Source organism: Vibrio sp. R12-SW3-ISO1, assembly GCF_059834005.1.
On the sequence record NZ_JCBDGK010000052.1, the window covers coordinates 100748 to 122647 of the forward strand.

A 21900-nucleotide genomic window follows, 5' to 3' on the forward strand; every position below is an offset into this window, starting at 1 on the left:
TTGCTGGTGACTACTGAAACCACTGGCGCAGCTTACCAACCCGTTGAATGATCAAAGCGTCTATGGCCAACACAACCAAGATGGTCATCCCGCCGAGCGGAAAGAGTAGCCCAATGATGAACAGTGTCACTAGCCCAACCTTCCAAACTCGATCGCTTTGAAAGGTTGATGGCACACCTAATCGAGCGCGTTGAGGGCGGCGTATCCACCACATCATCGTGCCAGAAACACAGAGAAACAGCGTAATAAGGCAAAACAAAACATTGAATACCTTGTTCCACAACCCGACATCGCCTTGATGGAGTGACACGCTAGCTGCCATCCATTTGGCAAATATGGTGTAATCTTGCCACGTTACATCGAGAACGGGCGTCCCGGAGTATTGATCGAGATGGAGTGTCCGGTCTTGGCGAGGGTCAAAATTGTCGCCATTCATCGAATTGGCGGCAATCGTGTAAACGCCTTTTTCACTGAGTGGCAGATAAACATGGTAGCGAGTAAAGCCGAGTTGATGTGCCTGCTCGACCACCTCGTCGAGCGTAATACTACCAAGATGAGAGTGTGTCGCCGCTGGCATCTGGGTGGTCATATTGGCGTGATCGTGGGTTGGACCCTCCTCAGATTGAGGAAGTGGGGTTTGTTCAAGATTCCACGGCATCTGTTTGTGGCCAGTTGGGTTTAAGTCTTGATGCGTAAGCTGAGAATTCGGCTTTTCTCCCCATGTGTAGTAGGTGGGAAAGGTGTTCCAAGCTTGCGTTAATTTGGCGCCCCAAATCCCAGTCCAGGCGAGACCTGAAATTAAGAAAAACAGCAACACAAGTGACAATACACCGCCTAAGTTGGCATGTAAGTCACGTAACCAGACTCGACGGCCTTGACCCAAGCGAAGCGTTAGAAAACCGGCTCGTCTTGCATGATCATTTGGCCACCACAAGGCCACGCCCGTCACAACCAATAAGATGCCTAAGCTAGCAGCAATCTCTAGCAGTCGATCGCCGACATCACCGATTAGCAGGTTTGCATGTATGCGGTTTACCCATTGGTACACGCTCCGGTCGCGGTCAATCGTACCTTGTAGTGTTCCTGAATATGGACTCACTGCGGCTATCAATGAGCGACCATCTTGTGTTTCAAGCGAATAACGATTGACGGTATTGTCGCTGCGAGCAGGCGAGAATTGGGTGATGGTTGCATCAGGAAAAGCGGCGTTGACGCTAGCCATCTGCTGGGTGAGAGAGGTGGTGTGATGTTCTGGTACAACGGCTAATATTGACTCGTACCTCGCGAATTCGATCTCCTCATCAAACAGCATAATGAGACCGGTGAGCGAGAGTATGATCAAAAATGGGATAACAAAAAGCCCGGCATAAAAATGCCAACGCCAAGTCATAAAGTAGCGTGATTTAATGTGATGAGATTGAGCGCTCTTCGCTTCTAACGAGCTTGACGACATAGCGATTTCCTTTTGGCTGCCTTATTCACAGCGACGACATTGGTGATGATGGCGTGTACTTGTGTTATATCGGTCTATTATTTTTATATTGATATTGTTGGCGTATTTAGCACGCGACACACATTGGTGTATGAGCGATAGGATCCGGTACGACGTGCGCGTTGAGTGAAAATACTTTTTTGAGTAACTCAGGGGTGAAGATATCCTTCGGTGCACCTTGAGAGACGACCTCACCTTGGTGCATCACCACTAAATGGTCGCAGTAGCGGCATGCTTGATTTAGATCGTGCAGCACCACAACCACTGTTTTCCCTTGGTTGTTCATCTCTCTCATCAGCTTCATTAGCTCAATCTGATGGGATAAATCTAAGTAAGTCGTCGGTTCATCCAACATCACGACATCGGTGTCTTGGGCAAGGATCATAGCGATCCAGACACGTTGTCGTTGTCCTCCTGATAAGCTTGAAAGAGGCACAGACGCGAGGTCTGAAATGCCGGTCTGCTCCATTGCGCGCTGAACCAGCGCTTTGTCATGGGCACTGAGTCTGCCCCAATGTGAAAGGTAGGGGGAGCGGCCATATTCAACCAGTCGTTGAACGCTTATCCCTTCGGGACTTTGGAGAGTTTGCGGCAGTAGCGAGAGCCGCTGTGCCAGAGACTTTTCCCCAAACGATGATAAAGCAGTTCCGTCGAGTAATACCTCACCGTGCATGGGTTTGTGTATCCGAGCCAGTGCTTTTAACAGCGTGGATTTTCCACAACCGTTTGGACCAATTAGGGCGGTGATGCGTCCTTTGGGGATCGAAAGGTTCAGATTGTTGATTATCGTGGTGTCGCCGTATCCGACGCTCAGGTTGTGTACTGTAATCATTACCAGCCCTTATAACGTTGCAACAAATAAATGAAATAAGGTGAACCAATCAAAGAGGTTAAGACACCTGCGGGTAGCTCTATTGGTGGCTGCAGACCGCGGGCCAGTGTGTCAGAGGCAAGAACAAGTGAGCCGCCAATGAGCGCTGCGCCGGGAATCAAGGCTTTATGCTGATGACCAAACAGCATTTTCGCAAGGTGGGGTGCCAACAAGCCGACAAAGCTGATGGTACCGCAGATGGATACGCTAAGACTTGCCAAAACGACAGCGCAGAGCAGTGCTCTCCACTGCAGTTTGGTGGGAGTGACACCGAGAGAGGTGGCACTGTCGTCGCCTAAACCGAGAATATCGAGTCGCCAAGCGAGCCAGAATGCATAGGGGACCAACACCACTAATGTGAACCAAATAGTGGGAACGTGTGTCCAGTTCCGTCCCCACAAACTGCCGGTAAGCCAAACCATAGCAGTATTGATTTCCATTGGGTGTACCACCATCAAAAAGTCGATCAAGCTGGCAAGGAAAGCGCTGATCGACACGCCAACAAGGGCTAATTTTGTCGGTGTGGGTTGAGTGGTTGTGTTGATGATGTAGATGATTGCCGCAGCGCTCATGCCACCAAACAGTGCAGACAAAGATAACAAGTGATTAGGCGCCTGAGGAAAAAATACCATCAATGCGGTCGCTGCGAGCCCCGCTCCGGCACTGATGCCCATGAGGTCAGGAGAAGCTAATGGATTACGAATGATCCCTTGAACTAAGACACCCGACAACCCCAAGCCCGCGCCGACACCGATCGCTAAAATGACACGGGGCAATCGATATTGGTTAACGACAAAGTCGTACTCTCCCCCGTAGATCAGAGTGTGCGCCACTTGAACAGCGGATAAATGCGTTGCGCCGGCAATTAGGCTGACAGCGATCAAGCTAATCAAGATGGCAGAGAGAGTAAAAAATACAAGTCTGTTCATGAGTCTGAGTGACGAATAGCGAGGTAGATAAAGCAGGGTGTACCAATCAGTGCTGTGATAGCGCCAACGGGCGTTTCTGCGGGAAAAGCGATAGAGCGTGACAAAGCATCTGCCCACGTGACTAGCGCTGCGCCGAGCAGTGCGCAAGCGGGCACTAACACGACGTAGTTACTGCCGACTAAGCGTTTTGCCATGTGTGGAATCAGCAAGCCAACAAATCCAATCGGCCCTGCGACGGCAACACTTGATGCGGTGAGCAATAGGATAGCGATACTCGTGATGGCTTGGGTCCTAGGGATGTGGATACCGAGGCTGATCGCTGACTCGTTACCTAGGGCAATAAGGTTTAAGTGGCGACTCACCGTTACGGCCATCGTTAGCCCAACTAAGCTGATTGGCCATAGAGTATGCCATTCCTTCCAACCCAAAGAGGAGATGGAACCCGCAAGCCAAGTGATGATCGTATAAGCGTTATCGTCGACAAGTATCACAGAAGCACGCGTGAGACCTATCAGCAAGGCATTAAGCGCAATACCTGCAAGCACCAATTTTAGGGGATTGGAGCGAGAGCTAAACACGCCACCTAACAACATGGCGGTTGCACCGCTTAGCATACCGCCGATACCTGCTAGAACAATACTGGGAAATTCAGACAGTATAGGTAGGTTGAGGGCACCAAGTGCCATGACGCAAGCCGCACCAGAGTTAATCCCTAGTACAGAAGGAGAGGCGAGTCGATTTCGCGTTATTCCTTGCATCAGCAGTCCAGCAACAGCGAGGTTTGCGCCGATCACCATGCCAGATAAGACGCGAGGGATGCGTATTGTTCTAATGATTTGTTGCTCAATACTCGGTGATGGGCTAGTGCTCATGGAATACCAAAGGTCAATCACGCTGAGAGGGAAACTAGACCACGCGATGACAGAGTAGCTCACTCCACTCAACAAGGTGAGCGAAAAACACAGCCAAACCAACTGCTTAGAAGTCAACATGGGGAGTGACTCCATTCTATTGACGATTGTACGAAGCGCGGAAGTGTAACCGTTATGATAATCACAATCAATTTCACCATTAGATAAATAAAAAATAGTTATAAAAACCGAATTTTTGAGTTGCAATACTAATGATAATAATTACCATGCGCATGTCGTGCCGGCTGACAAGCCAGTCGAGCACGATCACGACAATAAAAAGCGCATAAGCGCGTACATGTAAGGTTTTTATCTCATCTATGAAATTTGCTGCAAATACTATCACGCAATGCCTGGCCCTCTCGCTAGGCGTTACCTCGGTTGCGATGGCACAAGACCGCTCTAGCGACGAGACAGCTGAACTCGACACTATGGTCATCGTCGGTCAACAAAATTCGTATCTCGACCCTAGCGTCAACACCGCGACCAAAACCGATGTGGATCCGTTGGAAACGCCGCATACGGTTAACATCATCAACCAACAATTTCTTCAAGATATCCGTGCCAATACGCTGGATGATGCCTATGGCTATACCACAGGGTTAAGCCGCTCTGGGGTAGACGCAGATAGCTTTACACTCCGAGGTATGCCCGCAGATTTAAATACCATTCAAGTGAATGGCCTGCCTGGATTAGCGTCTCGTTTCGGCTCTCCTACAACGGCGAACGTTGAGCGTGTTGAAATCCTCAAAGGCCCCGCTTCGATACTTTATGGGCAAATACAGCCGGGTGGGCTGGTCAACATCATTACTAAGAAACCGCAAGAGGTTGCTTCCATTACGTACGACGTGTCTGCAAGTAGTTACCTCACAGAGGTCAGTGGCGTTGGCGAGAATAATGGATTTACCGGTACGCTCGATTCGACAGGGCCACTTAACAGCAGCAAAACATGGTTGTATCGAATGATTGTGAGTGGTGAGCAGTCCGACTCGTATCGTCAAGACGTCGATCAGACCAACTATTATCTGTTCCCCAGTTTAACCTATCAACCGTCAACGGCCACAGCGCTCACCTTTGGCTTAGAGCTTCAGTCTGAGCAGCGTGTGGCAGACAACGGACTGGCTGTCCTCAATAACGACATCAAACAGATTGCTTCGCTGGATACCCATTATCAATCAGCGGATGACACAGACGAAGATAAGGGACTTGTGGCGTTCGCCACTTTTAATACCGCATTGACTCGCGCCTTTGATCTTACCCTTGATTGGCGCAGTGTGTGGCATGAAGACTCGCGTCATCTCTACGAGACACGTGATGTAAAAGACACGTCACAGTCGGTTACCGTGAGAGATAGAGATCAAGTCAATAAGCGTGAATATCATTTTATTGATGCGAGGAGCACAGGCAGTATTTGGCTTGGCGATATTGAGCATCAACTGCTGATTGGTACCAATATCGGCTTAGAAAAGCGCGATTTTTTGCGTGAAACCTACGCGACGAGCAGTGTAGACTTTTTCGATCCCATCGATATCACAGAGCGTGATGAGAGTGCGTATAACGTGGATCATCGCATTACCGACTACACCAACTACGGTGCTTATCTTCAAGATACTGTCTACCTTACTCCCGACTGGACGCTGATGGCGGGCGTGCGCTACATGCGCCAAGACGTAGACTTCGATTACATCAGTAAGTCAACTCAAGATACTCAATCCACGGATGCATGGGTCTCGCAAGCTGGCGTTGTTTATAAGCTAGCGACTCGATCATCGCTTTACGCGAGTTATGGAGAGAGCTTTAATCCCAATAGTGTTGAAAAGAAAAGTGCCAGTGATGAGGCATTTGATCCTGAAGAGGGACGTCAATACGAAATTGGTCTCAAAACCGACTTGATGGGAATGGGCAGCCAATGGACGCTGGCCTATTTTGACATTGAGAAATCGAACGTGGTTGAGAAAAACGACAACGGCGATTATGAATTGCTTGGTGAAGTACGTAGTACAGGGATTGAAACGGAACTGCTAATGCAGCCCGTGGACAACTGGCAAGTCAAGCTTGGTTATGCTTATGTTGATTCAAGAATTGCAGCGAATGCTGATGAGACGATAGAAGGAAATCGCACGCCGATGTCGGCCTACCATGACGCCTATGTTTGGACTAAATATAACTTCCCTTATCAGATTGCGGGCGGTGTCGTGGGAACCACACTCGGCGCGAATTACGAAGGTGCGCGATACACTAGCGAAGATCCGAGCTCGAGAGTGGAGTTGCCTGCTTATGTCACCGTGGATCTCGGTGTTCAATATGAGATGACGGATTACCGAGTATCACTCAATCTCGCCAACGTATTTGATGAAACGTACTACGTTGGAGGCACGGATAGCCATCGTATTTACGCAGGTGATCCTCGCGAAGTGACACTGAGCTTAACGGGTCAATTCTGATGCGATCGGCCAATATAATGGGTGTGCTGCTTGTACTGTGTGTGTGCACAGTACAAGCAAATATCAGAGGCACCAATGAAGTGGCGTACCCGCAGCGGATTGTTGCATTGGAGTATTCTTTTGTGGATGCACTGGCGGTGGTGGGAATATCCCCCGTTGGGATTGCCGATGATCATGATCCAGAGCGAATTATTCCTCAAGTGAGGGAACGTATTCAGCCTTGGACATCGGTTGGAATACGGTCTCAACCCAATCTAGAGGTGATTGCACAATTGAAACCGGATTTGATCATCGCGGATGCGCACCGTCATCGAGTCAGTTTGGATGATCTCAATGCCATCGCGCCGACCTTACTGTTAAAAAGTCGCGGTGAAAGTTACCAAGATAGTTTGAACTCGGCGTTGACCATCGGGCAAGCTGTTGGTAAATCATCGGAGATGCAAGCAAGGCTCGCTCAACATCGCGTGTTCATTGAGGCCCATCGAGGGCGTTTTCAAGGGCAAGGTAACGTACAGTTCGCTAACGTGAATGATCGAGGGATGTGGTTACATGGCCCTCAGTCCTACACCGGTAGCTTGTTGGCTGAGCTCGGGTTACAACCCGCAATGCCTGAACTGACCGAGAGCCATCTCGTCGAGGCAAATTTTGAGTTGTTGTTGAAAGTCAATCCAGATTGGTTGTTTTTCAGTAAACGCTCGACAACAACGCTACTTGACCAATGGCAAGATAATCCGCTCTATAGGTTGTTGAATATTAGCGGTAATCAGCAGGCTATCGAGGTTTCTCCGCAGGTGTGGTCGCTTAATCGAGGCATCTTAGCAGCTGAAGCTATCGTCCGTGATCTTGAGAAAGCGATGGCAAAATCACCACTGGATTGAGCCTCGCTGTAGGTTGATTGAGTGTCAGCGATGATGACTCAGTGTCTGTCAACAACAGCCTTCACTATTGGCAAGCACTTCAGCATCACGGCATTGCTATGGAGATGCACCTTTTTGAGCGCGGAGGGCATGGTTTTGGACTGCATGGAGCAAAAGAGCATCCGGTCTCTTGCTGGCCAACGTTGCTGCACAACTGGTTGTTGCAGCACGCCAAGTAAGTCTTCGCCGCTCATCATCAGCGTAGGCTAAGGTTCCTTGTCTTGATGTTTGACTCATTGGCTGAAACAATGGTTTGCATAACAAACAGCGCATGCGTCTACAAAGCCGTTTTGCGCGCGTCAAGGAGTGAATAGTGAAGTATGACGTTGCTATCGTCGGGGCTGGTTCTATGGGCATGGCTGCTGGTTATTTTCTGGCGAAAAAAGGACAGAAAGTCATTTTGTTGGATGCCGGGGATCCTCCCCACCACAATGCCAGCCATCATGGTGAAACCCGAATTATTCGTCACGCCTATGGTGAAGGAGAGGCTTATGTGCCTCTTGCTCTTAGAGCGCAAGCATTGTGGCAGCAGTTGGAGCAAGAATCTAACCAGTCGTTATTTCTTAACACCGGCGTTCTGAATATGGGAGAGCGGGACTCTCCATTTATTCAAACCCTTATTGCCAGTGCCGTTAAGTACCAGTTACCTCTCGATATTCTTGATGCCTCGCAAGTAAGTGAACGCTTCCCCGGCATTACCTTACCAGACAACTATATCGGCTGTTTCGAATCCACATCGGGCGTATTGCGCTGTGAAGCGTGTATTCGCGCCTATCGGACCCTAGCCATTGGGCACGGTGCTGAGCTACTGACTTACCACGGCGTTGATAGTATAGACATCCATGAGTCAGGCGTAACGCTCACTTCTGGAGAGACGGTGATCTCTGCTGACCGGTTGATTGTTTCAGCAGGCGCTTGGTCAGCAGAGATACTTCGTCAACTCAATTTGACCTTACCGATGCAACCGACCAGAAAAACCTTCGCTTGGTTTGAAGCTGAGGAGACAAAGTATGGGCAAGACCATTTTCCAGCGTTTTCTTTTGATTCACCAGAAGGCATCTATTACGGTTTTCCGAGTATTGACCAAGCGGGCCTCAAAGTTGGGCGTCATGATGGTGGGCGAGCGCAAGACCCTAACTTGGACATAGAGCCTTATGACAGTGTGCATGATAGCCATGATTTGGAGCGTTTCTTAGCCGCAGTGATGCCAGATGTTGGCAATTTAATGTACGGAAAAACATGTATGTACAGTATGACAGAAGACGAGAATTTCATCATCGACAGGCACCCTCAGCATTCTCATGTACTGATTGCAGCGGGCTTTTCTGGTCACGGGTTCAAATTTGCGAGCGTGATAGGGGAGATGTTAAGCGAGCTTGCCTACAATGGGCAGACGCAATACGATATATCCATGTTTTCCCTTAAACGATTCTCGGCATAAAACGCATCAGGTATCTATCGGCTGCTATGCGGAGCATCACGCTCACCGCGGCAATGGCTCGGGTGAGCGGTGGTGTTTATGGGATCAACACAAACTTACCAAAATGGCGTTTGCGTAAGAACTCCGTCTGTGCGTTGGCAATTTCTTTAAGAGGAAACGTCTTCGCGACCAAAGGTTGAATTTCATTTCGCTCAATGTAACCAATTAAGTTTGCGAAGACGGGTTCATCCCATGCTGTCGTGCCTATCAGTGTGATGTCCTTGAGGTAGAGCTTACGCAAATCAATGTTGACGATAGGTCCTGCAATTGCGCCTGAGGTAGCGATTCTGCCGCCACGTTTGAGCAGCGCTAAATGTTGACCAAATTTGTCGCCGGCGACGTTATCAATCACAACATCAACGCTGTTTTCACCAAGAATGCTTGGTAAGTCTGCGTTTCGGTCGTAGACCTGAGAAACCTTCAGTGCCTGGATGGCAGAATGATTAGCTTTTGAAGCGACCGCGATGACTTTAGCACCACGACGTACTGCTAATTGAACAGCGGCTGAACCTACGCCGCCAGAGGCTCCTATCACAAGCACGGTATCAGAGCGCGAAACTTGGGCACGATGCAGCATATTCTCCGCAGTACCATATGCGCAGGGAATGCTCGCCAATTCGACGTCACTCCAACTGGATTGAACCGTAAAGACTTCAGTGGCAGGTACTTTGACGTACTGAGCGAAAGCGCCATCAAAATCCGAGGCCATCCAGATGTTGTCTAGGCTGTCAAAACCGTGTTTGCGGATGCAGGGACGAACCAAAACGCGCTGGTTGAGCAGTGATTGATTCGTTACATCGAAGGCGTCTACTACAATCCCACATGCATCCGTCCCTTGGATTAATGGAAAAGGTGTGGCGTCGCTCCAACCTCCATCAGACAGTGAGCTAAACTGCTCCTGGCTCGCCATGTCGTCCGTTGAGCCAGTCACGTCTTGTGAATACCAACCCATACGAGTGTTGATTTCTGTGTTGTTCACGCCGGCGGCAAGCACTTTGACCAGTACCTCGCCAGGTTGAAGTGTCGGCATCGAAACATCTTTGTACTCCAATTTGTCCAAACCACCTTGAGCGGTAGTGACGATGGCTTTCATGGTTTTCTCTGGCTCCATAGGTCGCTCCCCTGTTTTTTCTTGCAATGCGATCGATACTTGATATTGTGTGTATAGTGATCACTATACTTTCATCTTGGAGTGTCAATGTCAAAAAGAGACGATGTGCTGAACGCCGCCGAGCAATTGTTTTATCAAGAAGGCTTTCATCGAACTGGCGTTGCCAAGATTGCCCAACACGCGAATACCACTCAGCGTACCTTGTATAAACATTTCCCAAGCAAAGAGGCGTTGATCCTCGCGATTATGAAGGAAAGGGAAGCACGCTATTGGGCCTGCTTGAAAGAAGTGGAGCAGCAAACGGAGTATTCCTTTACGGCCTTAGTCCCTTTTTTCGCGTTACGCCATTGGAACAAGCAGCAACATCACGGTGGTTGTTTTTACCTACATGCTTTGGCTGAGTATCAAGGGAAAAATGATGACATCGTAGATTATGTCCGCGGTTATAAGCGCCGCCTTAGCGAGGATTTTGACACTAGGCTCCAGCAAGATGGTGTATCACGACCTCACCTTTCGGCCTTATTGATGCTGGTTTATGAAGGGATCACCGCATCTTCTGCGTTGGAGTTGCCATCTAACACTTGGGATCAAACCATCGACCATGTCTTGCAACTCTTGAACGATGCTCGCTAATGGGGCCACCATGAAAATTGAGAAATATTCCGCCTACCTATTACTTTTGACCACTATGCTTGCCGCTTTAGGATGGATTTTTTCCAAAGAGACAGTGCGCGGCCTTCCTGCATTTGCTTTTATCAGTAGTCGCTTTATCTTGGCGTCCCTGTTTTTGATGCCGTTTTGCTACAAAGCATGGAAGCAGACAGCGTTAGCGGCCTGCGGGAAATCCGCTGGCGTTGGGGTGTTATTGGGTTCGGCACTGTTGTGCTGGATTCACGCGATTGACATCAGTCATGCGCTGGGTCAAGGGGCTTTTATCATGAGTCTCTCCATGCTCTTGGTCCCGCTGACAGCTTGGGTACTGTTTCGCACACGTCCCGAGCGGTGGTTCTGGTTCGCACTTCCGTTTGCAGTGTTGGGTCTTGCGTTATTGGCGCACGATCCTAGTGAGTCTTGGCAGTTGTCACAGGGTCAAATGTGGTTTGGTTGTGCAGCCCTCATGTTGGCCCTTCACTTTAACGTTAACAGTCGAATTGCACGTGAAGTACCAACGTTGCTTCTGACGACCTTGCAGCTTTTTGTCACAGGAGTGATGGCCGGGGTTGCCAGTGCTTGGTTCGAGGTTTGGCCAGATACCGTCGATGCGGATATTTGGGCATGGTTTACAGCGAGCACCTTATTAGCGACCAGCCTTCGATACTTAATGCAGACAACAGCGCAAAAGTACATGGCGACGGCGAGTGCCGCCTTCATCATGATTTTGGAGCCTGTATGGACTGTGGCGTTAAGTGTCAGCGTGTACGGAGAGAGGCTGACTTTCTCCAACCAAATTGGCTGTGGAATGATTCTGCTGGCGCTAATGGTGTATCGCGCGCCGATGCTTTGGAGAAAATGAGCAACACAAGCGACGTATTGGTGCTAAAGCACTTAACAATGTTTGAGTCGCTATAAGTCCCTTAAGAGAGAAAATGTGGTTGGGGAAGCATGTTGTTTTACTCATCTTGATATTTTTCAAGTTTGTTGTAGAGCGTTTTGACACTGATACCGAGTTTGTTTGCCGACTCAGTTTTATTGCCCTCAGTTTCTTCTAGCGTATTCAAGATAGCGGCTTTCTCTAGCGTTTCCAGTGCCACGCCTGCTGGGACGAGGTTTTCGATGGGGGACCCTGTTTCTAGTGGAGGCGCATCAAACACTAGGTGCTCCTCACCAATGACGTCATCGGCCAGTATGAAAGCTCGTTCTATGGTATGTTTTAGCTCTCTCACATTACCAGGCCATTCGCTAGCGGCGATTTTATCAAGCGCACTGTCAAGAATGGTTTTTACTTGGTTTTCATTTGCATTGCGGTGAGCGATGAAATGCTTAGCTAGGCCGACAATGTCATTCCCACGTTCTCTAAGTGGTGGGACGTGAATGGGGAAATGAGAAAGCCTAAAATAGAGATCTTCGCGAAAGAGTTGCTGCTCGATGGCTTCTTTAGGATCACGGTTTGTGGCGGCAATGACACGCACATTCGCGATGTGAACTTTGCTGTCTCCAACGGGACGATACTCTCCTGTTTCAAGGACGCGCAATAACTTAACCTGATGCTCAATCGGCATTTCAGTCACTTCATCAAGAAACAAAGTACCGCCTTGTGCTTGCTTAAATACACCATCATGCGGTTTATTTGCGCCAGTAAACGCCCCTTTTACATGCCCAAATAACTCACTGTCGACGAGTTCTGGGCTAATTGCTCCGCAGTTAATGGCAATATACGGTTGCTGTTTCCTCTTGCTCGCAAGGTGAATCGTTTGAGCGACCAGCTCCTTACCAGAGCCGCTTTCGCCAACGATAAGGACATTCGCTTCGGTTCGAGCGACGCGACGCAGTGTCCTGTACAGTTCGTGCATTTGCGAAGAGGAGCCGAGCAACAGACCAAATTGGTCTAAGTCGCTGGTGGTAATGGCTTCGCCCTTGGTTTGACTTTGCTGATAGAACTGGCTGATTTCACGCAAAGTTTCATTTAGGACGGACACATCAACCGGTTTTCTATAATGGAAAACGGCGCCTAGATGAGGGAGGGCATCGATGTTGTCATGCGGATCGCCTGAGCTAATCAAAATGATCTCCATCGAGTCGAACAGATCTCGAGTACGAAGACGTTGGTAGTCGTCATGGTTAAGCTGCGTGACTTCAATCAATGCGACATCGGGCTGTTTATTTTCGAGTAGTGTAATCCAATCGTCTGTGTGAGAGCAGAGGGTGACATTAAAATTCGACAGCTCAGTACTGGAATGAATCATGTCGCTTAATTGAGGATCAGACAACTGGATAAGTAGGTGGGGTAGCGACATAAACGTTGTCCTTTTTACTTTGATAGAGTCAATGTACGCGCATTATTGTATAGGTACAAGGAATGCGAATGTCATCATTCATTCAAATACACGAAAATAACCGAACCAGAAACAATATGAGTTGAGTTCAACGACTTGTGCAGTAAACAATCGCTGGTGAAAGTGAACACTAAAATATTACATGTGCGGTGTGTAAATAATTCAAAACCTTTCGACTTATGAAAGATGGTATTGCTAGGAAAATAATCTAAATCGTTAACATTCAGATGGTTACGTTTTTGGCGTGAGGTTTGCAACGTGACAGTGGCAAAAGTGAACACTCATTGGCAACGTCAATTATGGAGAGTAACAATGAATAAATTAGCCACAGCGATAGCTTTAACGACATTGATTTCCGTTCCAACAGCCGTATATGCGGAAAATAATTGGCAAGAAGAGGCAAAAGATGCTTGGTTGGATGGGAAGGCAGAAACAACGTTACTTCTAAATAGCAACCTCAATTCGTTTGATATCAACACGGATGTCAATGAAGGTGTGGTGACGCTCACAGGTTCTGTTAACAATGATTTGGAAAAGGCCCTCGCACAAGAGCTTATTTCTGGTCTAGATGGCGTCAAATCGGTAGAAAATAAGCTCACAGTTTCTGAGACGTCTGCCGAAGCTACTTCAGAGACACTCGAAGCGATGACAGACACAAAAATCACCGCAATTGTCAAAACCCGCTTATTGTTGGATACCAACGTCAGTGGCAGTGCTATAGAGGTTACCACGCAAGAGCAAGCAGTGACGCTCGCCGGACAAGTGAGTTCTGACGCCGAACACGATCTGGCTATCTTGATTGCCAGCAACACCAATGATGTGACACGCGTTATCGACAAGCTAGAGATTGTTCAATAGAAACGTCATCGCATTCAAATCCCGTACGTTAATGCAATACGTTCCAATAAGGAGTTTGTGATGATTCGTTGGATATTTATTTTCCTGCTGTTGGCGTTGGTTTCTGCACTCTTAGGGTTTACAGGCATTGCAGGTGCAGCAACCACTATCGCACAACTTATCTTCTATTTGTTTGTTTTGTCTCTGATTGTTTCTTTGGTGATGTACTTTACAAGTAGACGTTAATAAAAATTGATAACTGACATAGGAAGGCGAAATATGAAAAGCAATCACTCTATTATGAAATGGGTAATCCCACTGGGATTAATGTTTACTTTAGCGGCTTGCAGTGAAGAAGGCCCGATGGAAAAAGCCGGTGAAAAAATGGATGAGGCCGTACAAGATACTCAAAATGCCATTGAAGACAGCTGTGAGAATATTAAAGAAGAGCTGAAGGCGGAAGACGAAGATTGTTAATCTGTTTCTTAATTTTTATAAAGCAAAAAGGGAGGGTTAACCTCCCTTTTTCAGTCTAGAATAAATTTATTTCCCTAGAGGGAACGCCCTTACCTATCTTATTATTTTCATCACATGAGAGCTGAACTTAATTAGAGTTGGAGCTGCTTTTCTATTTCATCATTTTCCATCTGCATTGCGGCGACCCAATACGAAATTTGCAGGGTCAATGAACGATCCGTTATCTCTTGTAAATTAGTGCGAAGAGCTGTGATCAGTTGGGTATTCGCATGATACATGTGCTGATAGCCATCAAACGATTGGTCATCTTTTGAGTGAGAACGTTGTGCTTGAGCAAGGCGTGACAATACCTGCTGAGACTTCTGTTTGAAAAGCAGCTTGGCGACTCTATTCATTAGCGCTTGCTCTACAACGACAAAGCGATGAGCACTTCTCGTTAATGTATTGTTGGGCCGCTTTTTAAGCAGAGTTAGACTACGGGCATGATGATGGATAATAGAGGTCAGCATATTCTCTAGCGTATGGGTAGTTAACTTCATTGATACCTCTCATGATTCATCAAGATTATTTCTCACATTTCAATTTTTAAAAATCATCTGTTTTATTGGTGCAGGTAATATGCCAGTACGAGTTGTTTGTTTAGTGTTGTTCTGTACGGTGATATTTTTATTTGTTCTCTATATGCTATGAAAAATTTACCGACTTTTTGGCTTAACAAAGAAAAAATTACATCAACATTCAACCATGAGAGCATTTAAAGTCATTATTTTATGAGGTGTGGAAATAAATTTATGGGTGGCACGGTTCTCGCTTGTTCTACTTTGAACTCATTACTCATTGTTAGGAGATTTCCATGGCTACAGCAAAACAAACAACAGCGAAAGAAACAGCAGAGAAATCCAAAGAGCAGTTGGAAGAGGCGTACGAACTCGCAGAAAAAGCGGCGTTCGAAGCCGTTAATGCTATCAAGCAAGAAACACAACAAAAGTTGGGTGAAAGTAGTCACCAAGCAGAGCAGGTCGCTCATTCAGCGGGCGATGTCATTAAGCAGAGGCCACTGTTGAGTATCGGCTGTGCGTTTTTAGCTGGTTGGGCAGTATCTAAATTGATCAAATAGCACTGAGACAAATACGGAACGATTGATGCGCGCAACAGGCACGTTGCACGTTTGAATCCACCTGTTTAAACAGCATAACCAGTGAGTAACCGAATGACAAAAGACGAACAACACAGTGACAGTGCAGGTATCGACTCAGAGGTGGAGAAAGCGCAGTTGAGCGAGCCTCATCGATCACAGCCTCAGGAGATCTGCGACGACTTGGCTGGCATCGCAGCAGAATCAGAACGCTTGAGCGTCCTCATTCGCTCTTGGCTGCTGTCGAGCGCGAAGCTATTTCGGCTAGAAAGTCAATTGAGTGCAAGAGCGTTGGGATCGGCGCTGCTATGCTCGATCCTATTTGTGCTGTTATTGGTGCTTTTTATTTTTAGTCTTTCGGTTTCACTCGGCATCATCATTTATTGGTGGACATCCCAACTCCCGCTTGCGGTTTTGACTGCGCTATGTTCACTTGGTTTGAGCCTTATCTTGCTGATATGGCGACAAAATCAGTTACTGAGGCTTGTGGGCTATACACACACTAAACAGCAAATTAAGGAGGGTTGGGATGCGCTCACTCAAGCAGTTGAAAAAGGAAACCGAGCTCACTCGAATGGAGAGTAAAGTGGCACTCAATCAGTGTTTACTGCATTACCGATTATGTCGGCACTTAACGGCTCGTTTCATTGATAGGCACCCTTGTTTTGCCTTTGGTGGAATGGCGCTTTACGGTGCAGCTGTGGCACATCAAGCCAGTCTGAGTCCGTCACTTTCGAGGTCCTTCAGTCGACTCGTTGTCCGGTCTGTGTTACCACGCATCGCGGGGAGTGCATAGCAAGATGAAGAGTTGTATCACCATTTCCATGAGTCTCGTCCTATCGGTACTGCTTGTCGTTGTCACGGTAGTGCCGGCTCTTTACTTTGCGAAAGCGTTTTTAATGCCGCTGGTTGTCAGTAGTTTTATTGCGCTGATGTGTAGTCCTTTCATCAACTACGTCGAATCCAAGGGGATACCTAGAACCTTAGTCGTTGTTCTCGTGCTGTCTTGCTTAGTGGGCGTGTCGTTGGTAGGTTTTTCGGCTATGTCAGAGCCCGTCAAGCAGTGGTGGTCACAACTGCCTGATATCGTAAAAAGCGTCACTCAGGAAGTGAGCGAAGTGGCCAAGACGACAGAACAACAAACCGGAGAGTCGCTATCCATAGCCGGTGATATGGATGACATGGGTGACAGTACGCTTTTTTCGTTGCTGAAAAGCTTAGCAACGGCAACGCCCGCCATCGTTATTAACGCGATGATGGTGCTGTTTATGGTGTATTTTATGCTCAATCACGGTCGTGGTTTATATAGGCAAACGGTACATTGTCTGGATAGTTTTTCGCAGCAAAAACAAGTCGTGGGGTTAGTTAAAGCATTGCAAAGCGATCTCTCGCGTTATGTCAGTACCATCACTTTGGTCAACGTAGGGTTGGGTGTCGCGGTGGGCTTAGTGTTCTGGATATTAGGGATGACTGACCCCTTTCTTTGGGGGGCATTGGCAGGCATGCTGAATTTTGCCCCTTATGTCGGACCGCTCATTTCAGCCTTAAGTTTTACTCTTGTGGGCTACTTGCAGTTTGATTCCTTGAGCTTAATGTTGGCGGCGACCTCGCTTTATTTAGTGTTGAACTTAGTTGAGAGCCAATTCGTCACGCCGACGCTGCTCGGCCGACGATTCAATTTAAATCCACTGGTTATCTTCGTATGGTTATCCTTCTGGGGATGGCTCTGGGGGGGGATCGGATTTTTGGTTGCAGTTCCTTTGCTCGTCAGTGTCAACTTGTTGAGAGAGCGTGTCCAATTGGTCGACTGGCCAACACTGAGCCAAGGAGGTGAGCATGAATGAATATGTGAATGAGCTCGATTTGGGTCTGGGAAAGCGTCACCTTGTTGTTCAAAGGCGTTATGACGCCCTCGGGGCAGTCAACGATTTACTCATAGCGATTTGGTTTTTGGTCGGTAGTATTTTTTTCTTAAACGATGCACTTGTGTTGGGTGGTACTTGGTTATTTATTGTCGGTAGTGCCCAGTTGCTTGTTAAACCGGCTATCAAGCTAACTAACCTTGTGCATGTCAGTCACATCCAGCGAGAATGATGCCTACAAACATTGCTCCGTTCACAGTCATCTTTTTATCCATGAAGTCCGTATATATGAAAAATTGTCGTCGATTCGTTAATCGGTCACATTTCTTATTTATTTATGGTAAGTGTTTGACGATATTAGGCAACCTAACGTATTGAGAACTATAATAAGTCTGTTGTGGTCAAGGATGGCACGCAGCGAAAAATGACGTCGTGAGACTGGTTGAACCGTTGATGGAGTACGGAATGAAAGAAAAAGAGATCGAATTGCTGCTAAGCAAAATGAGCCATATTTTCGATATGAGTCGAGATGGTTCATGGTTTATGGGTAGGGATAGAGTGATTCGACACTACAACCAGCACTTTTATAGTCAGTTTGATCTGCCCTCCGATGAGATTACTTTGGAACAGTGGTTGTCATTGGTTCATCCTATCGACAAAGCACTGTTGAGTGAACGTGTGGACGAGCATGAGCAAGGCGACTCTCGTGAAATGGTCACGGAGTACCGCGTGAAAACAAAGAGCAACGGGTACATTTGGCTTGAGGCAACGGGCGTCATTGTTGCCGATGAGGGAGGCAATTATATGGTCGGCTCTCACCGTGATATCAGTGAACAAAAGTTGCTAAGAGAGTATTTCTATCGTGTCGCCTATCACGATGGCGACACTGGGCTGTACAACAGGCTTAAGTGGATCGAGGATATCGAGCATAGTGAAGATTCTGCTGTGCTTCTCACTGTTTCCGTAGACAACTTCAAAGATTACGACCGCCTCTGGGGTGGTAGCTTTGCTAAAGAAGTCGTTGCACGACTCGTTAAGTGGGTTAACGAGCAAAATAATGATTACGAAATCTATCGAGTTTCCGAAACCCAATTCGTATTAAGAACCCTATCTGAACTGTCTGTTGATGCGTTGGCTCTGGCATTGAAATCATTGCTTGAAGCGTTCAATGACGAGATCTATGTCGATGAGCATCTGTTGACCGATGATGTTGCAGTCGGCGGTTTGTATGAATGCGATTTGGATCGCGATAGCCCATTAAGTCTTCTTTATCAGATTACCGATTATGCGTCTGATAATGGCGGGATCACCGTCTATCAAGGGGATGTGAAAAATGCTATTGACCGCTGGTTTGTTATCAAAGATTCGATTCGATCGGCGATAGAAAATGAAGACATCACCATCGCTGTGCAACCGATTTTTGACAGTGTAACGAATCAAGTCATCAGTTATGAGGCTCTCGCCAGGTGGACACATCATGACTTAGGTTATGTGTCGCCGGTTGAATTTATTCCACTCGCTGAGCAGCGTGGTCTCATTTCTGCATTGGGAAAGCTAGTCTTTAGTAAAGCGTGTGAGTTTGTGCGTCGTTGCCCCATTGATAGTGATAATCGACCTAAGGTCAATATTAATGTGTCGGTGATTCAATTGAGAGATCCAGACTTCGTGACCGATATCGTGTCGATTGCAAGTCAACACAAGGTGCCGACTTCGAGGATTGTATTGGAGTTGACGGAGTCTCACATTCTCGATAGTAGTACGGTGTGTCATGACCAAATCTCAAAAGCAAAACAGGCGGGATTTGAGATATCTCTGGATGATTTTGGCGCAGGTTACAGCTCGATCATAAGCTTATTTCGACAACCACTGAATCAAATTAAACTCGATAAAAGCTTAGTTGAAGATTGTCAGCACGATGCGTCCTGCCGAAACTTGGTGACTTATCTGGTTCAGCTATGCAAAGACAAAGGAATGAGCCTTGTCTCTGAGGGGATTGAAAGTGCGGATATGCAAGCTTTTATGCAAGAGCTAGGCGCTTCTCATCTGCAAGGTTTTGGATTGGGTAGGCCTAAACCGATCGAGGCGTACCTACACGAAGAGCCGATTGAAGAATTGGATCAGAGTGTCGAGTGATAGGACACCTCAGTGCAGAGGCTAAAGCTAGGCTATCTCACATCGTTATCACATTTGTTTGTCGACAGGTGGGCGTTGTAACCCACCTAGCGACACCTCAGAGTATGCTTCCACTCTGAGAGGTGATAAATGTGCTCAGGTCCAATCCCACAACAGCCACCAATGACGCTCGCGCCACGTTTCGCCCACACTTTGGCGAGCTCTAAGTACTCTTGCGGTGAAAAGTGTCGCATTTCTTGGAGTGTACCGTTGGCTTGGTGCCCCGATAGAATAGGAGAAAAGCTATTGGCATAAACCCCTAGCGTCATCGTAGCATTGAGGGCGTTGATGACCGAAGTCGTGTCGATAAGTGCTTGTTCGATCACTTCGGGAATCGAACAGTTAAAAAACAGACCATCTGTTTGGCGGCTTAGCATTAAAGTCACCGCCTCTTTTACCGATTCACCCGAACGAAGTTTTGCTTCCTCAGTGACTTCATCGATAAGCGTAAAAGCAAAGTGGACGGGCTTGTCGCTGATACTCATTGCCTTTGCTATCACGCGCGCTTCTTCCAAACTTGAAATCGTCTCGACCAGCCAGAGATCAACATAAGGTGCTTGAGCTTGATACAACGCGTGAGTCAAAGCGCCGGCTCTCTCGGCGTCGAACAATTCAGGCCGATATGAGCCAAAGAAAGGCGGAATAGCACCTGCGACAAGAACGTCGCGTTTGCTTTCGTCAGCGGCTTGTCGAGCAAGCTTTGCTGCTAACTTGGCCAGCTCGGGCCCTCGTTCTGAAAACAAGGTTTCACCCAGGTGAAACGGTACGCACGCGTAGCTATTTACTGTGATGATTTCAGCGCCTGCATCGATGAAGCTTTCGTGGGCTTGTTTCACGTAATGAGGCGCCTCAATTAGGGCTTGAGCACTCCAAAGTGGTTGAGAAAAAGGAGCGCCAATTCGCTTGAGCTCTCTTCCCATTCCTCCGTCAAGAATCGTCAATGTTGTCATTTTTAGCCATCTATACTTCTAACTTTTCTAAGTCCCAATGTAGATCACTTTTTCTTTAGAGTAAAACCCAGCCTTATTCAATTTCATCATGAGCTATGTACAGAAGATGCGCTCAAGTCATTTGGTCGAAGTCACAGATCAACGTTGGCGCCTGGCGTCTAAACATTTTGTTGAATAGTGATTTGTGCTGCCACCCAAGATTTAATAGCCGTTTTGCTAGGCTCTGGTTTTGTATGGTGGCCACCTCAACACCTCGATATTGGTAAGGGTGGCTTTGAATGTAGCGAATAAACCGCTTTAACACACCTTGACCACGAACATAGGGGGCAAAATTTACCGAAACAATGGAGAGTCTCTGGCTGCCGAGCGGGCAGTGAACCAAGCAATGTCCGTGTTCATGACTTATGGTGGCGGAAAACTCGGGAAATGGACTCGTTTGATGAAGTTCTGAGAGCGAGTCGTACTCTTGGCAAAGGTGTTGAAGTAAGTGCTGGGCGTGAGGATCCATAATTAGCCTCCAAGTTGGGTGCTTTGGGTTGCGATGCTTCAGTGGCTATTTTAAGGGTAAAAGTAGAAAGAAAAACGGAAAAGAACAGCGGGGCTATTTACCGCATTTTTTCTTCATTAGAAGAAACTAGCGCTGGTCCTTGATTCAGAACCAGCGTTACTCGCTGAATGCGGGTTATTTGACGAACTTTTTAAAAGGCGCGTCGATCGGTGTATCAGCAAGGTGATTGGTGTAGTTACTCATTACTTTTTGTGCAAGTCCAAGTACGATTTCCAACAGCTGCTGCTGACTATAACCAGCCGCAAAGAATTGTTCGATCTGCGTATCGTCAATCACGCCACGCTGACGCACCATCTGCAGTGTTGTTTCGCGAAGCGTCTCGAGTTTTTGGTTCGCCAGTGGGGTTTGGTTAACCAACGCATCGACAATCTCTTGGTCCACTTTCATTGACGCTGCAATAGCGCTATGAGCCGGTACACAGTAGTGACAGCCATGCTCGACGTTGATGGTTTGCCAAACGACTGTCAATTCTTCTGCGTTGAATGAAGTGCTTTGAAACAGACCATGTAATACCTGATACCCCTCCAGCAGTGCTGGAGATTCAGCCATCACAGCATGAAGGTTGGGTAGCATCCCAAATGCTTTTACTGAGTTTTCGATTAGAGGCTTGGACTCTTTTGGCGCGTTTTCTGCGGTGTATAGTTTAAATTCTGCCATGTTTCATCTCCTGGTAGTGATGTTGATTAAGTTCGACAGAGTCAGCATAGTTGATTTTGAGCGGTCGCTCAATATAAAATTGAGCACATGTTCA

At 47.4% G+C, this 21900-nt stretch carries 24 protein-coding genes; 14 read left to right on the top strand and 10 right to left on the bottom strand.

Annotated elements, in window-relative coordinates:
• Positions 1-10 precede the first annotated feature (10 nt).
• From AC6R0R_RS17235 to AC6R0R_RS17250, 4 genes are all read right to left on the bottom strand, one after another.
• The gene (locus AC6R0R_RS17235; protein WP_500627608.1) at positions 11-1453 is read right to left on the bottom strand and encodes a PepSY-associated TM helix domain-containing protein; all 1443 of its coding nucleotides are present in this window, start codon (positions 1451-1453) and stop codon (positions 11-13) included.
• Positions 1454-1559: 106 nt separating this feature from the next.
• Positions 1560-2324: a Fe(3+) dicitrate ABC transporter ATP-binding protein FecE gene (fecE, locus tag AC6R0R_RS17240; RefSeq protein ID WP_500627609.1), complete on the bottom strand. Its 765-nt coding sequence runs from the start codon at positions 2322-2324 to the stop codon at positions 1560-1562.
• Complete coding sequence (locus AC6R0R_RS17245) at positions 2324-3292, bottom strand: iron chelate uptake ABC transporter family permease subunit (protein ID WP_500627610.1); 969 nt, start codon at positions 3290-3292, stop codon at positions 2324-2326. Before AC6R0R_RS17245 ends, fecE begins: the two co-directional genes overlap by 1 nt.
• Positions 3289-4284 carry a FecCD family ABC transporter permease gene (locus AC6R0R_RS17250; RefSeq protein WP_500627611.1) on the bottom strand — a complete coding sequence of 332 codons (996 nt, stop codon included), beginning with the start codon at positions 4282-4284 and terminating at the stop codon, positions 3289-3291. The genes AC6R0R_RS17245 and AC6R0R_RS17250 overlap by 4 nt, the downstream gene beginning before the upstream one ends.
• A gap of 239 nt (positions 4285-4523) precedes the next feature.
• On the opposite strand from AC6R0R_RS17250, the gene AC6R0R_RS17255 reads away from it, so the two are divergent.
• The 4 genes from AC6R0R_RS17255 (at position 4524) to solA (ending at position 9005) form a co-directional block, all read left to right on the top strand.
• The gene (locus AC6R0R_RS17255; protein ID WP_500627612.1) at positions 4524-6647 is read left to right on the top strand and encodes a TonB-dependent siderophore receptor; all 2124 of its coding nucleotides are present in this window, start codon (positions 4524-4526) and stop codon (positions 6645-6647) included.
• Positions 6647-7525, top strand: coding sequence for a Fe(3+) dicitrate ABC transporter substrate-binding protein (locus AC6R0R_RS17260; RefSeq protein WP_500627613.1), 879 nt, complete (start codon positions 6647-6649; stop codon positions 7523-7525). The genes AC6R0R_RS17255 and AC6R0R_RS17260 overlap by 1 nt, the downstream gene beginning before the upstream one ends.
• Before the next feature lie 41 nt (positions 7526-7566).
• Positions 7567-7743, top strand: a complete 177-nt coding sequence (locus AC6R0R_RS17265; RefSeq protein WP_500627614.1) for a hypothetical protein — start codon at positions 7567-7569, stop codon at positions 7741-7743.
• Between the two features lie 134 nt (positions 7744-7877).
• The gene (gene solA / locus AC6R0R_RS17270; RefSeq protein WP_500627615.1) at positions 7878-9005 is read left to right on the top strand and encodes an N-methyl-L-tryptophan oxidase; all 1128 of its coding nucleotides are present in this window, start codon (positions 7878-7880) and stop codon (positions 9003-9005) included.
• A gap of 76 nt (positions 9006-9081) precedes the next feature.
• Here solA and AC6R0R_RS17275 read toward each other — a convergent pair whose 3' ends face one another.
• Complete coding sequence (locus AC6R0R_RS17275; protein WP_500627616.1) at positions 9082-10155, bottom strand: alcohol dehydrogenase family protein; 1074 nt, start codon at positions 10153-10155, stop codon at positions 9082-9084.
• An 87-nt stretch (positions 10156-10242) separates the two neighbouring features.
• Here AC6R0R_RS17275 and AC6R0R_RS17280 point away from each other — a divergent pair, with 87 nt between their 5' ends.
• Complete coding sequence (locus tag AC6R0R_RS17280) at positions 10243-10788, top strand: TetR/AcrR family transcriptional regulator (protein ID WP_487903755.1); 546 nt, start codon at positions 10243-10245, stop codon at positions 10786-10788.
• Positions 10789-10798: 10 nt separating this feature from the next.
• Positions 10799-11668 carry a DMT family transporter gene (locus AC6R0R_RS17285; RefSeq protein ID WP_500627617.1) on the top strand — a complete coding sequence of 290 codons (870 nt, stop codon included), beginning with the start codon at positions 10799-10801 and terminating at the stop codon, positions 11666-11668.
• 97 nt (positions 11669-11765) lie between these two features.
• Here the strand turns inward: AC6R0R_RS17285 and AC6R0R_RS17290 are convergent, their stop codons facing one another.
• Entirely contained in the window at positions 11766-13109 is a 1344-nt protein-coding gene (locus AC6R0R_RS17290; RefSeq protein ID WP_500627618.1) for a sigma-54 dependent transcriptional regulator, read from the bottom strand.
• Positions 13110-13460: 351 nt separating this feature from the next.
• Here AC6R0R_RS17290 and AC6R0R_RS17295 point away from each other — a divergent pair, with 351 nt between their 5' ends.
• Genes AC6R0R_RS17295 through AC6R0R_RS17305 form a run of 3 tightly spaced genes read left to right on the top strand, consistent with a single transcriptional unit; the run spans position 13461 to position 14462 of the window.
• Positions 13461-14006, top strand: a complete 546-nt coding sequence (locus AC6R0R_RS17295; protein WP_500627619.1) for a BON domain-containing protein — start codon at positions 13461-13463, stop codon at positions 14004-14006.
• Between the two features lie 60 nt (positions 14007-14066).
• Complete coding sequence (locus AC6R0R_RS17300; protein WP_500627620.1) at positions 14067-14231, top strand: DUF1328 domain-containing protein; 165 nt, start codon at positions 14067-14069, stop codon at positions 14229-14231.
• A 33-nt stretch (positions 14232-14264) separates the two neighbouring features.
• Positions 14265-14462: a hypothetical protein gene (locus AC6R0R_RS17305; protein ID WP_500627621.1), complete on the top strand. Its 198-nt coding sequence runs from the start codon at positions 14265-14267 to the stop codon at positions 14460-14462.
• Positions 14463-14593: 131 nt separating this feature from the next.
• Here AC6R0R_RS17305 and AC6R0R_RS17310 read toward each other — a convergent pair whose 3' ends face one another.
• Positions 14594-15001, bottom strand: a complete 408-nt coding sequence (locus AC6R0R_RS17310; protein WP_500627622.1) for a hypothetical protein — start codon at positions 14999-15001, stop codon at positions 14594-14596.
• Between the two features lie 314 nt (positions 15002-15315).
• Between AC6R0R_RS17310 and AC6R0R_RS17315 the strand changes: the two genes are divergently transcribed.
• From AC6R0R_RS17315 to AC6R0R_RS17335, 5 genes are all read left to right on the top strand, one after another.
• Positions 15316-15579, top strand: coding sequence for a hypothetical protein (locus tag AC6R0R_RS17315; RefSeq protein WP_500627623.1), 264 nt, complete (start codon positions 15316-15318; stop codon positions 15577-15579).
• 93 nt (positions 15580-15672) lie between these two features.
• On the top strand, positions 15673-16182 hold the full coding sequence (locus tag AC6R0R_RS17320) for a hypothetical protein (RefSeq protein ID WP_500627624.1): 510 nt from the start codon (positions 15673-15675) through the stop codon (positions 16180-16182).
• A gap of 215 nt (positions 16183-16397) precedes the next feature.
• On the top strand, positions 16398-17441 hold the full coding sequence (locus AC6R0R_RS17325) for an AI-2E family transporter (RefSeq protein ID WP_500627625.1): 1044 nt from the start codon (positions 16398-16400) through the stop codon (positions 17439-17441).
• Positions 17434-17691 carry a YrhK family protein gene (locus AC6R0R_RS17330; protein WP_500627626.1) on the top strand — a complete coding sequence of 86 codons (258 nt, stop codon included), beginning with the start codon at positions 17434-17436 and terminating at the stop codon, positions 17689-17691. Before AC6R0R_RS17325 ends, AC6R0R_RS17330 begins: the two co-directional genes overlap by 8 nt.
• A 233-nt stretch (positions 17692-17924) precedes the next feature.
• The gene (locus AC6R0R_RS17335; protein WP_500627627.1) at positions 17925-19592 is read left to right on the top strand and encodes an EAL domain-containing protein; all 1668 of its coding nucleotides are present in this window, start codon (positions 17925-17927) and stop codon (positions 19590-19592) included.
• Positions 19593-19678: 86 nt separating this feature from the next.
• Here AC6R0R_RS17335 and AC6R0R_RS17340 read toward each other — a convergent pair whose 3' ends face one another.
• From AC6R0R_RS17340 to AC6R0R_RS17350, 3 genes are all read right to left on the bottom strand, one after another.
• Positions 19679-20581, bottom strand: a complete 903-nt coding sequence (locus AC6R0R_RS17340) for a homocysteine S-methyltransferase family protein (protein ID WP_500627628.1) — start codon at positions 20579-20581, stop codon at positions 19679-19681.
• A 112-nt stretch (positions 20582-20693) separates the two neighbouring features.
• The gene (locus AC6R0R_RS17345; RefSeq protein ID WP_487903783.1) at positions 20694-21089 is read right to left on the bottom strand and encodes a hypothetical protein; all 396 of its coding nucleotides are present in this window, start codon (positions 21087-21089) and stop codon (positions 20694-20696) included.
• Positions 21090-21263: 174 nt separating this feature from the next.
• On the bottom strand, positions 21264-21806 hold the full coding sequence (locus AC6R0R_RS17350; RefSeq protein ID WP_500627629.1) for a carboxymuconolactone decarboxylase family protein: 543 nt from the start codon (positions 21804-21806) through the stop codon (positions 21264-21266).
• Positions 21807-21900: the final 94 nt, after the last annotated feature.

Excerpts from the sequence above, each read along its gene's own strand:
- fecE (WP_500627609.1), bottom strand. The coding sequence starts at position 2,324 with ATGATTACAGTACACAACCTGAGCGTCGGATACGGCGACACCACGATA.
- AC6R0R_RS17325 (WP_500627625.1), top strand. The coding sequence starts at position 16,398 with ATGAAGAGTTGTATCACCATTTCCATGAGTCTCGTCCTATCGGTACTG.
- AC6R0R_RS17275 (WP_500627616.1), bottom strand. The coding sequence starts at position 10,155 with ATGGAGCCAGAGAAAACCATGAAAGCCATCGTCACTACCGCTCAAGGT.
- AC6R0R_RS17310 (WP_500627622.1), bottom strand. The coding sequence starts at position 15,001 with ATGAAGTTAACTACCCATACGCTAGAGAATATGCTGACCTCTATTATC.
- AC6R0R_RS17305 (WP_500627621.1), top strand. The coding sequence starts at position 14,265 with ATGAAAAGCAATCACTCTATTATGAAATGGGTAATCCCACTGGGATTA.
- AC6R0R_RS17340 (WP_500627628.1), bottom strand. The coding sequence starts at position 20,581 with ATGACAACATTGACGATTCTTGACGGAGGAATGGGAAGAGAGCTCAAG.
- AC6R0R_RS17260 (WP_500627613.1), top strand. The coding sequence starts at position 6,647 with ATGCGATCGGCCAATATAATGGGTGTGCTGCTTGTACTGTGTGTGTGC.
- AC6R0R_RS17280 (WP_487903755.1), top strand. The coding sequence starts at position 10,243 with ATGTCAAAAAGAGACGATGTGCTGAACGCCGCCGAGCAATTGTTTTAT.
- AC6R0R_RS17320 (WP_500627624.1), top strand. The coding sequence starts at position 15,673 with ATGACAAAAGACGAACAACACAGTGACAGTGCAGGTATCGACTCAGAG.
- AC6R0R_RS17315 (WP_500627623.1), top strand. The coding sequence starts at position 15,316 with ATGGCTACAGCAAAACAAACAACAGCGAAAGAAACAGCAGAGAAATCC.
- AC6R0R_RS17290 (WP_500627618.1), bottom strand. The coding sequence starts at position 13,109 with ATGTCGCTACCCCACCTACTTATCCAGTTGTCTGATCCTCAATTAAGC.
- AC6R0R_RS17255 (WP_500627612.1), top strand. The coding sequence starts at position 4,524 with ATGAAATTTGCTGCAAATACTATCACGCAATGCCTGGCCCTCTCGCTA.
- AC6R0R_RS17330 (WP_500627626.1), top strand. The coding sequence starts at position 17,434 with ATGAATGAATATGTGAATGAGCTCGATTTGGGTCTGGGAAAGCGTCAC.
- AC6R0R_RS17285 (WP_500627617.1), top strand. The coding sequence starts at position 10,799 with ATGAAAATTGAGAAATATTCCGCCTACCTATTACTTTTGACCACTATG.
- AC6R0R_RS17250 (WP_500627611.1), bottom strand. The coding sequence starts at position 4,284 with ATGTTGACTTCTAAGCAGTTGGTTTGGCTGTGTTTTTCGCTCACCTTG.
- AC6R0R_RS17300 (WP_500627620.1), top strand. The coding sequence starts at position 14,067 with ATGATTCGTTGGATATTTATTTTCCTGCTGTTGGCGTTGGTTTCTGCA.
- AC6R0R_RS17345 (WP_487903783.1), bottom strand. The coding sequence starts at position 21,089 with ATGGATCCTCACGCCCAGCACTTACTTCAACACCTTTGCCAAGAGTAC.
- AC6R0R_RS17295 (WP_500627619.1), top strand. The coding sequence starts at position 13,461 with ATGAATAAATTAGCCACAGCGATAGCTTTAACGACATTGATTTCCGTT.
- AC6R0R_RS17350 (WP_500627629.1), bottom strand. The coding sequence starts at position 21,806 with ATGGCAGAATTTAAACTATACACCGCAGAAAACGCGCCAAAAGAGTCC.
- AC6R0R_RS17235 (WP_500627608.1), bottom strand. The coding sequence starts at position 1,453 with ATGTCGTCAAGCTCGTTAGAAGCGAAGAGCGCTCAATCTCATCACATT.
- AC6R0R_RS17335 (WP_500627627.1), top strand. The coding sequence starts at position 17,925 with ATGAAAGAAAAAGAGATCGAATTGCTGCTAAGCAAAATGAGCCATATT.
- AC6R0R_RS17245 (WP_500627610.1), bottom strand. The coding sequence starts at position 3,292 with ATGAACAGACTTGTATTTTTTACTCTCTCTGCCATCTTGATTAGCTTG.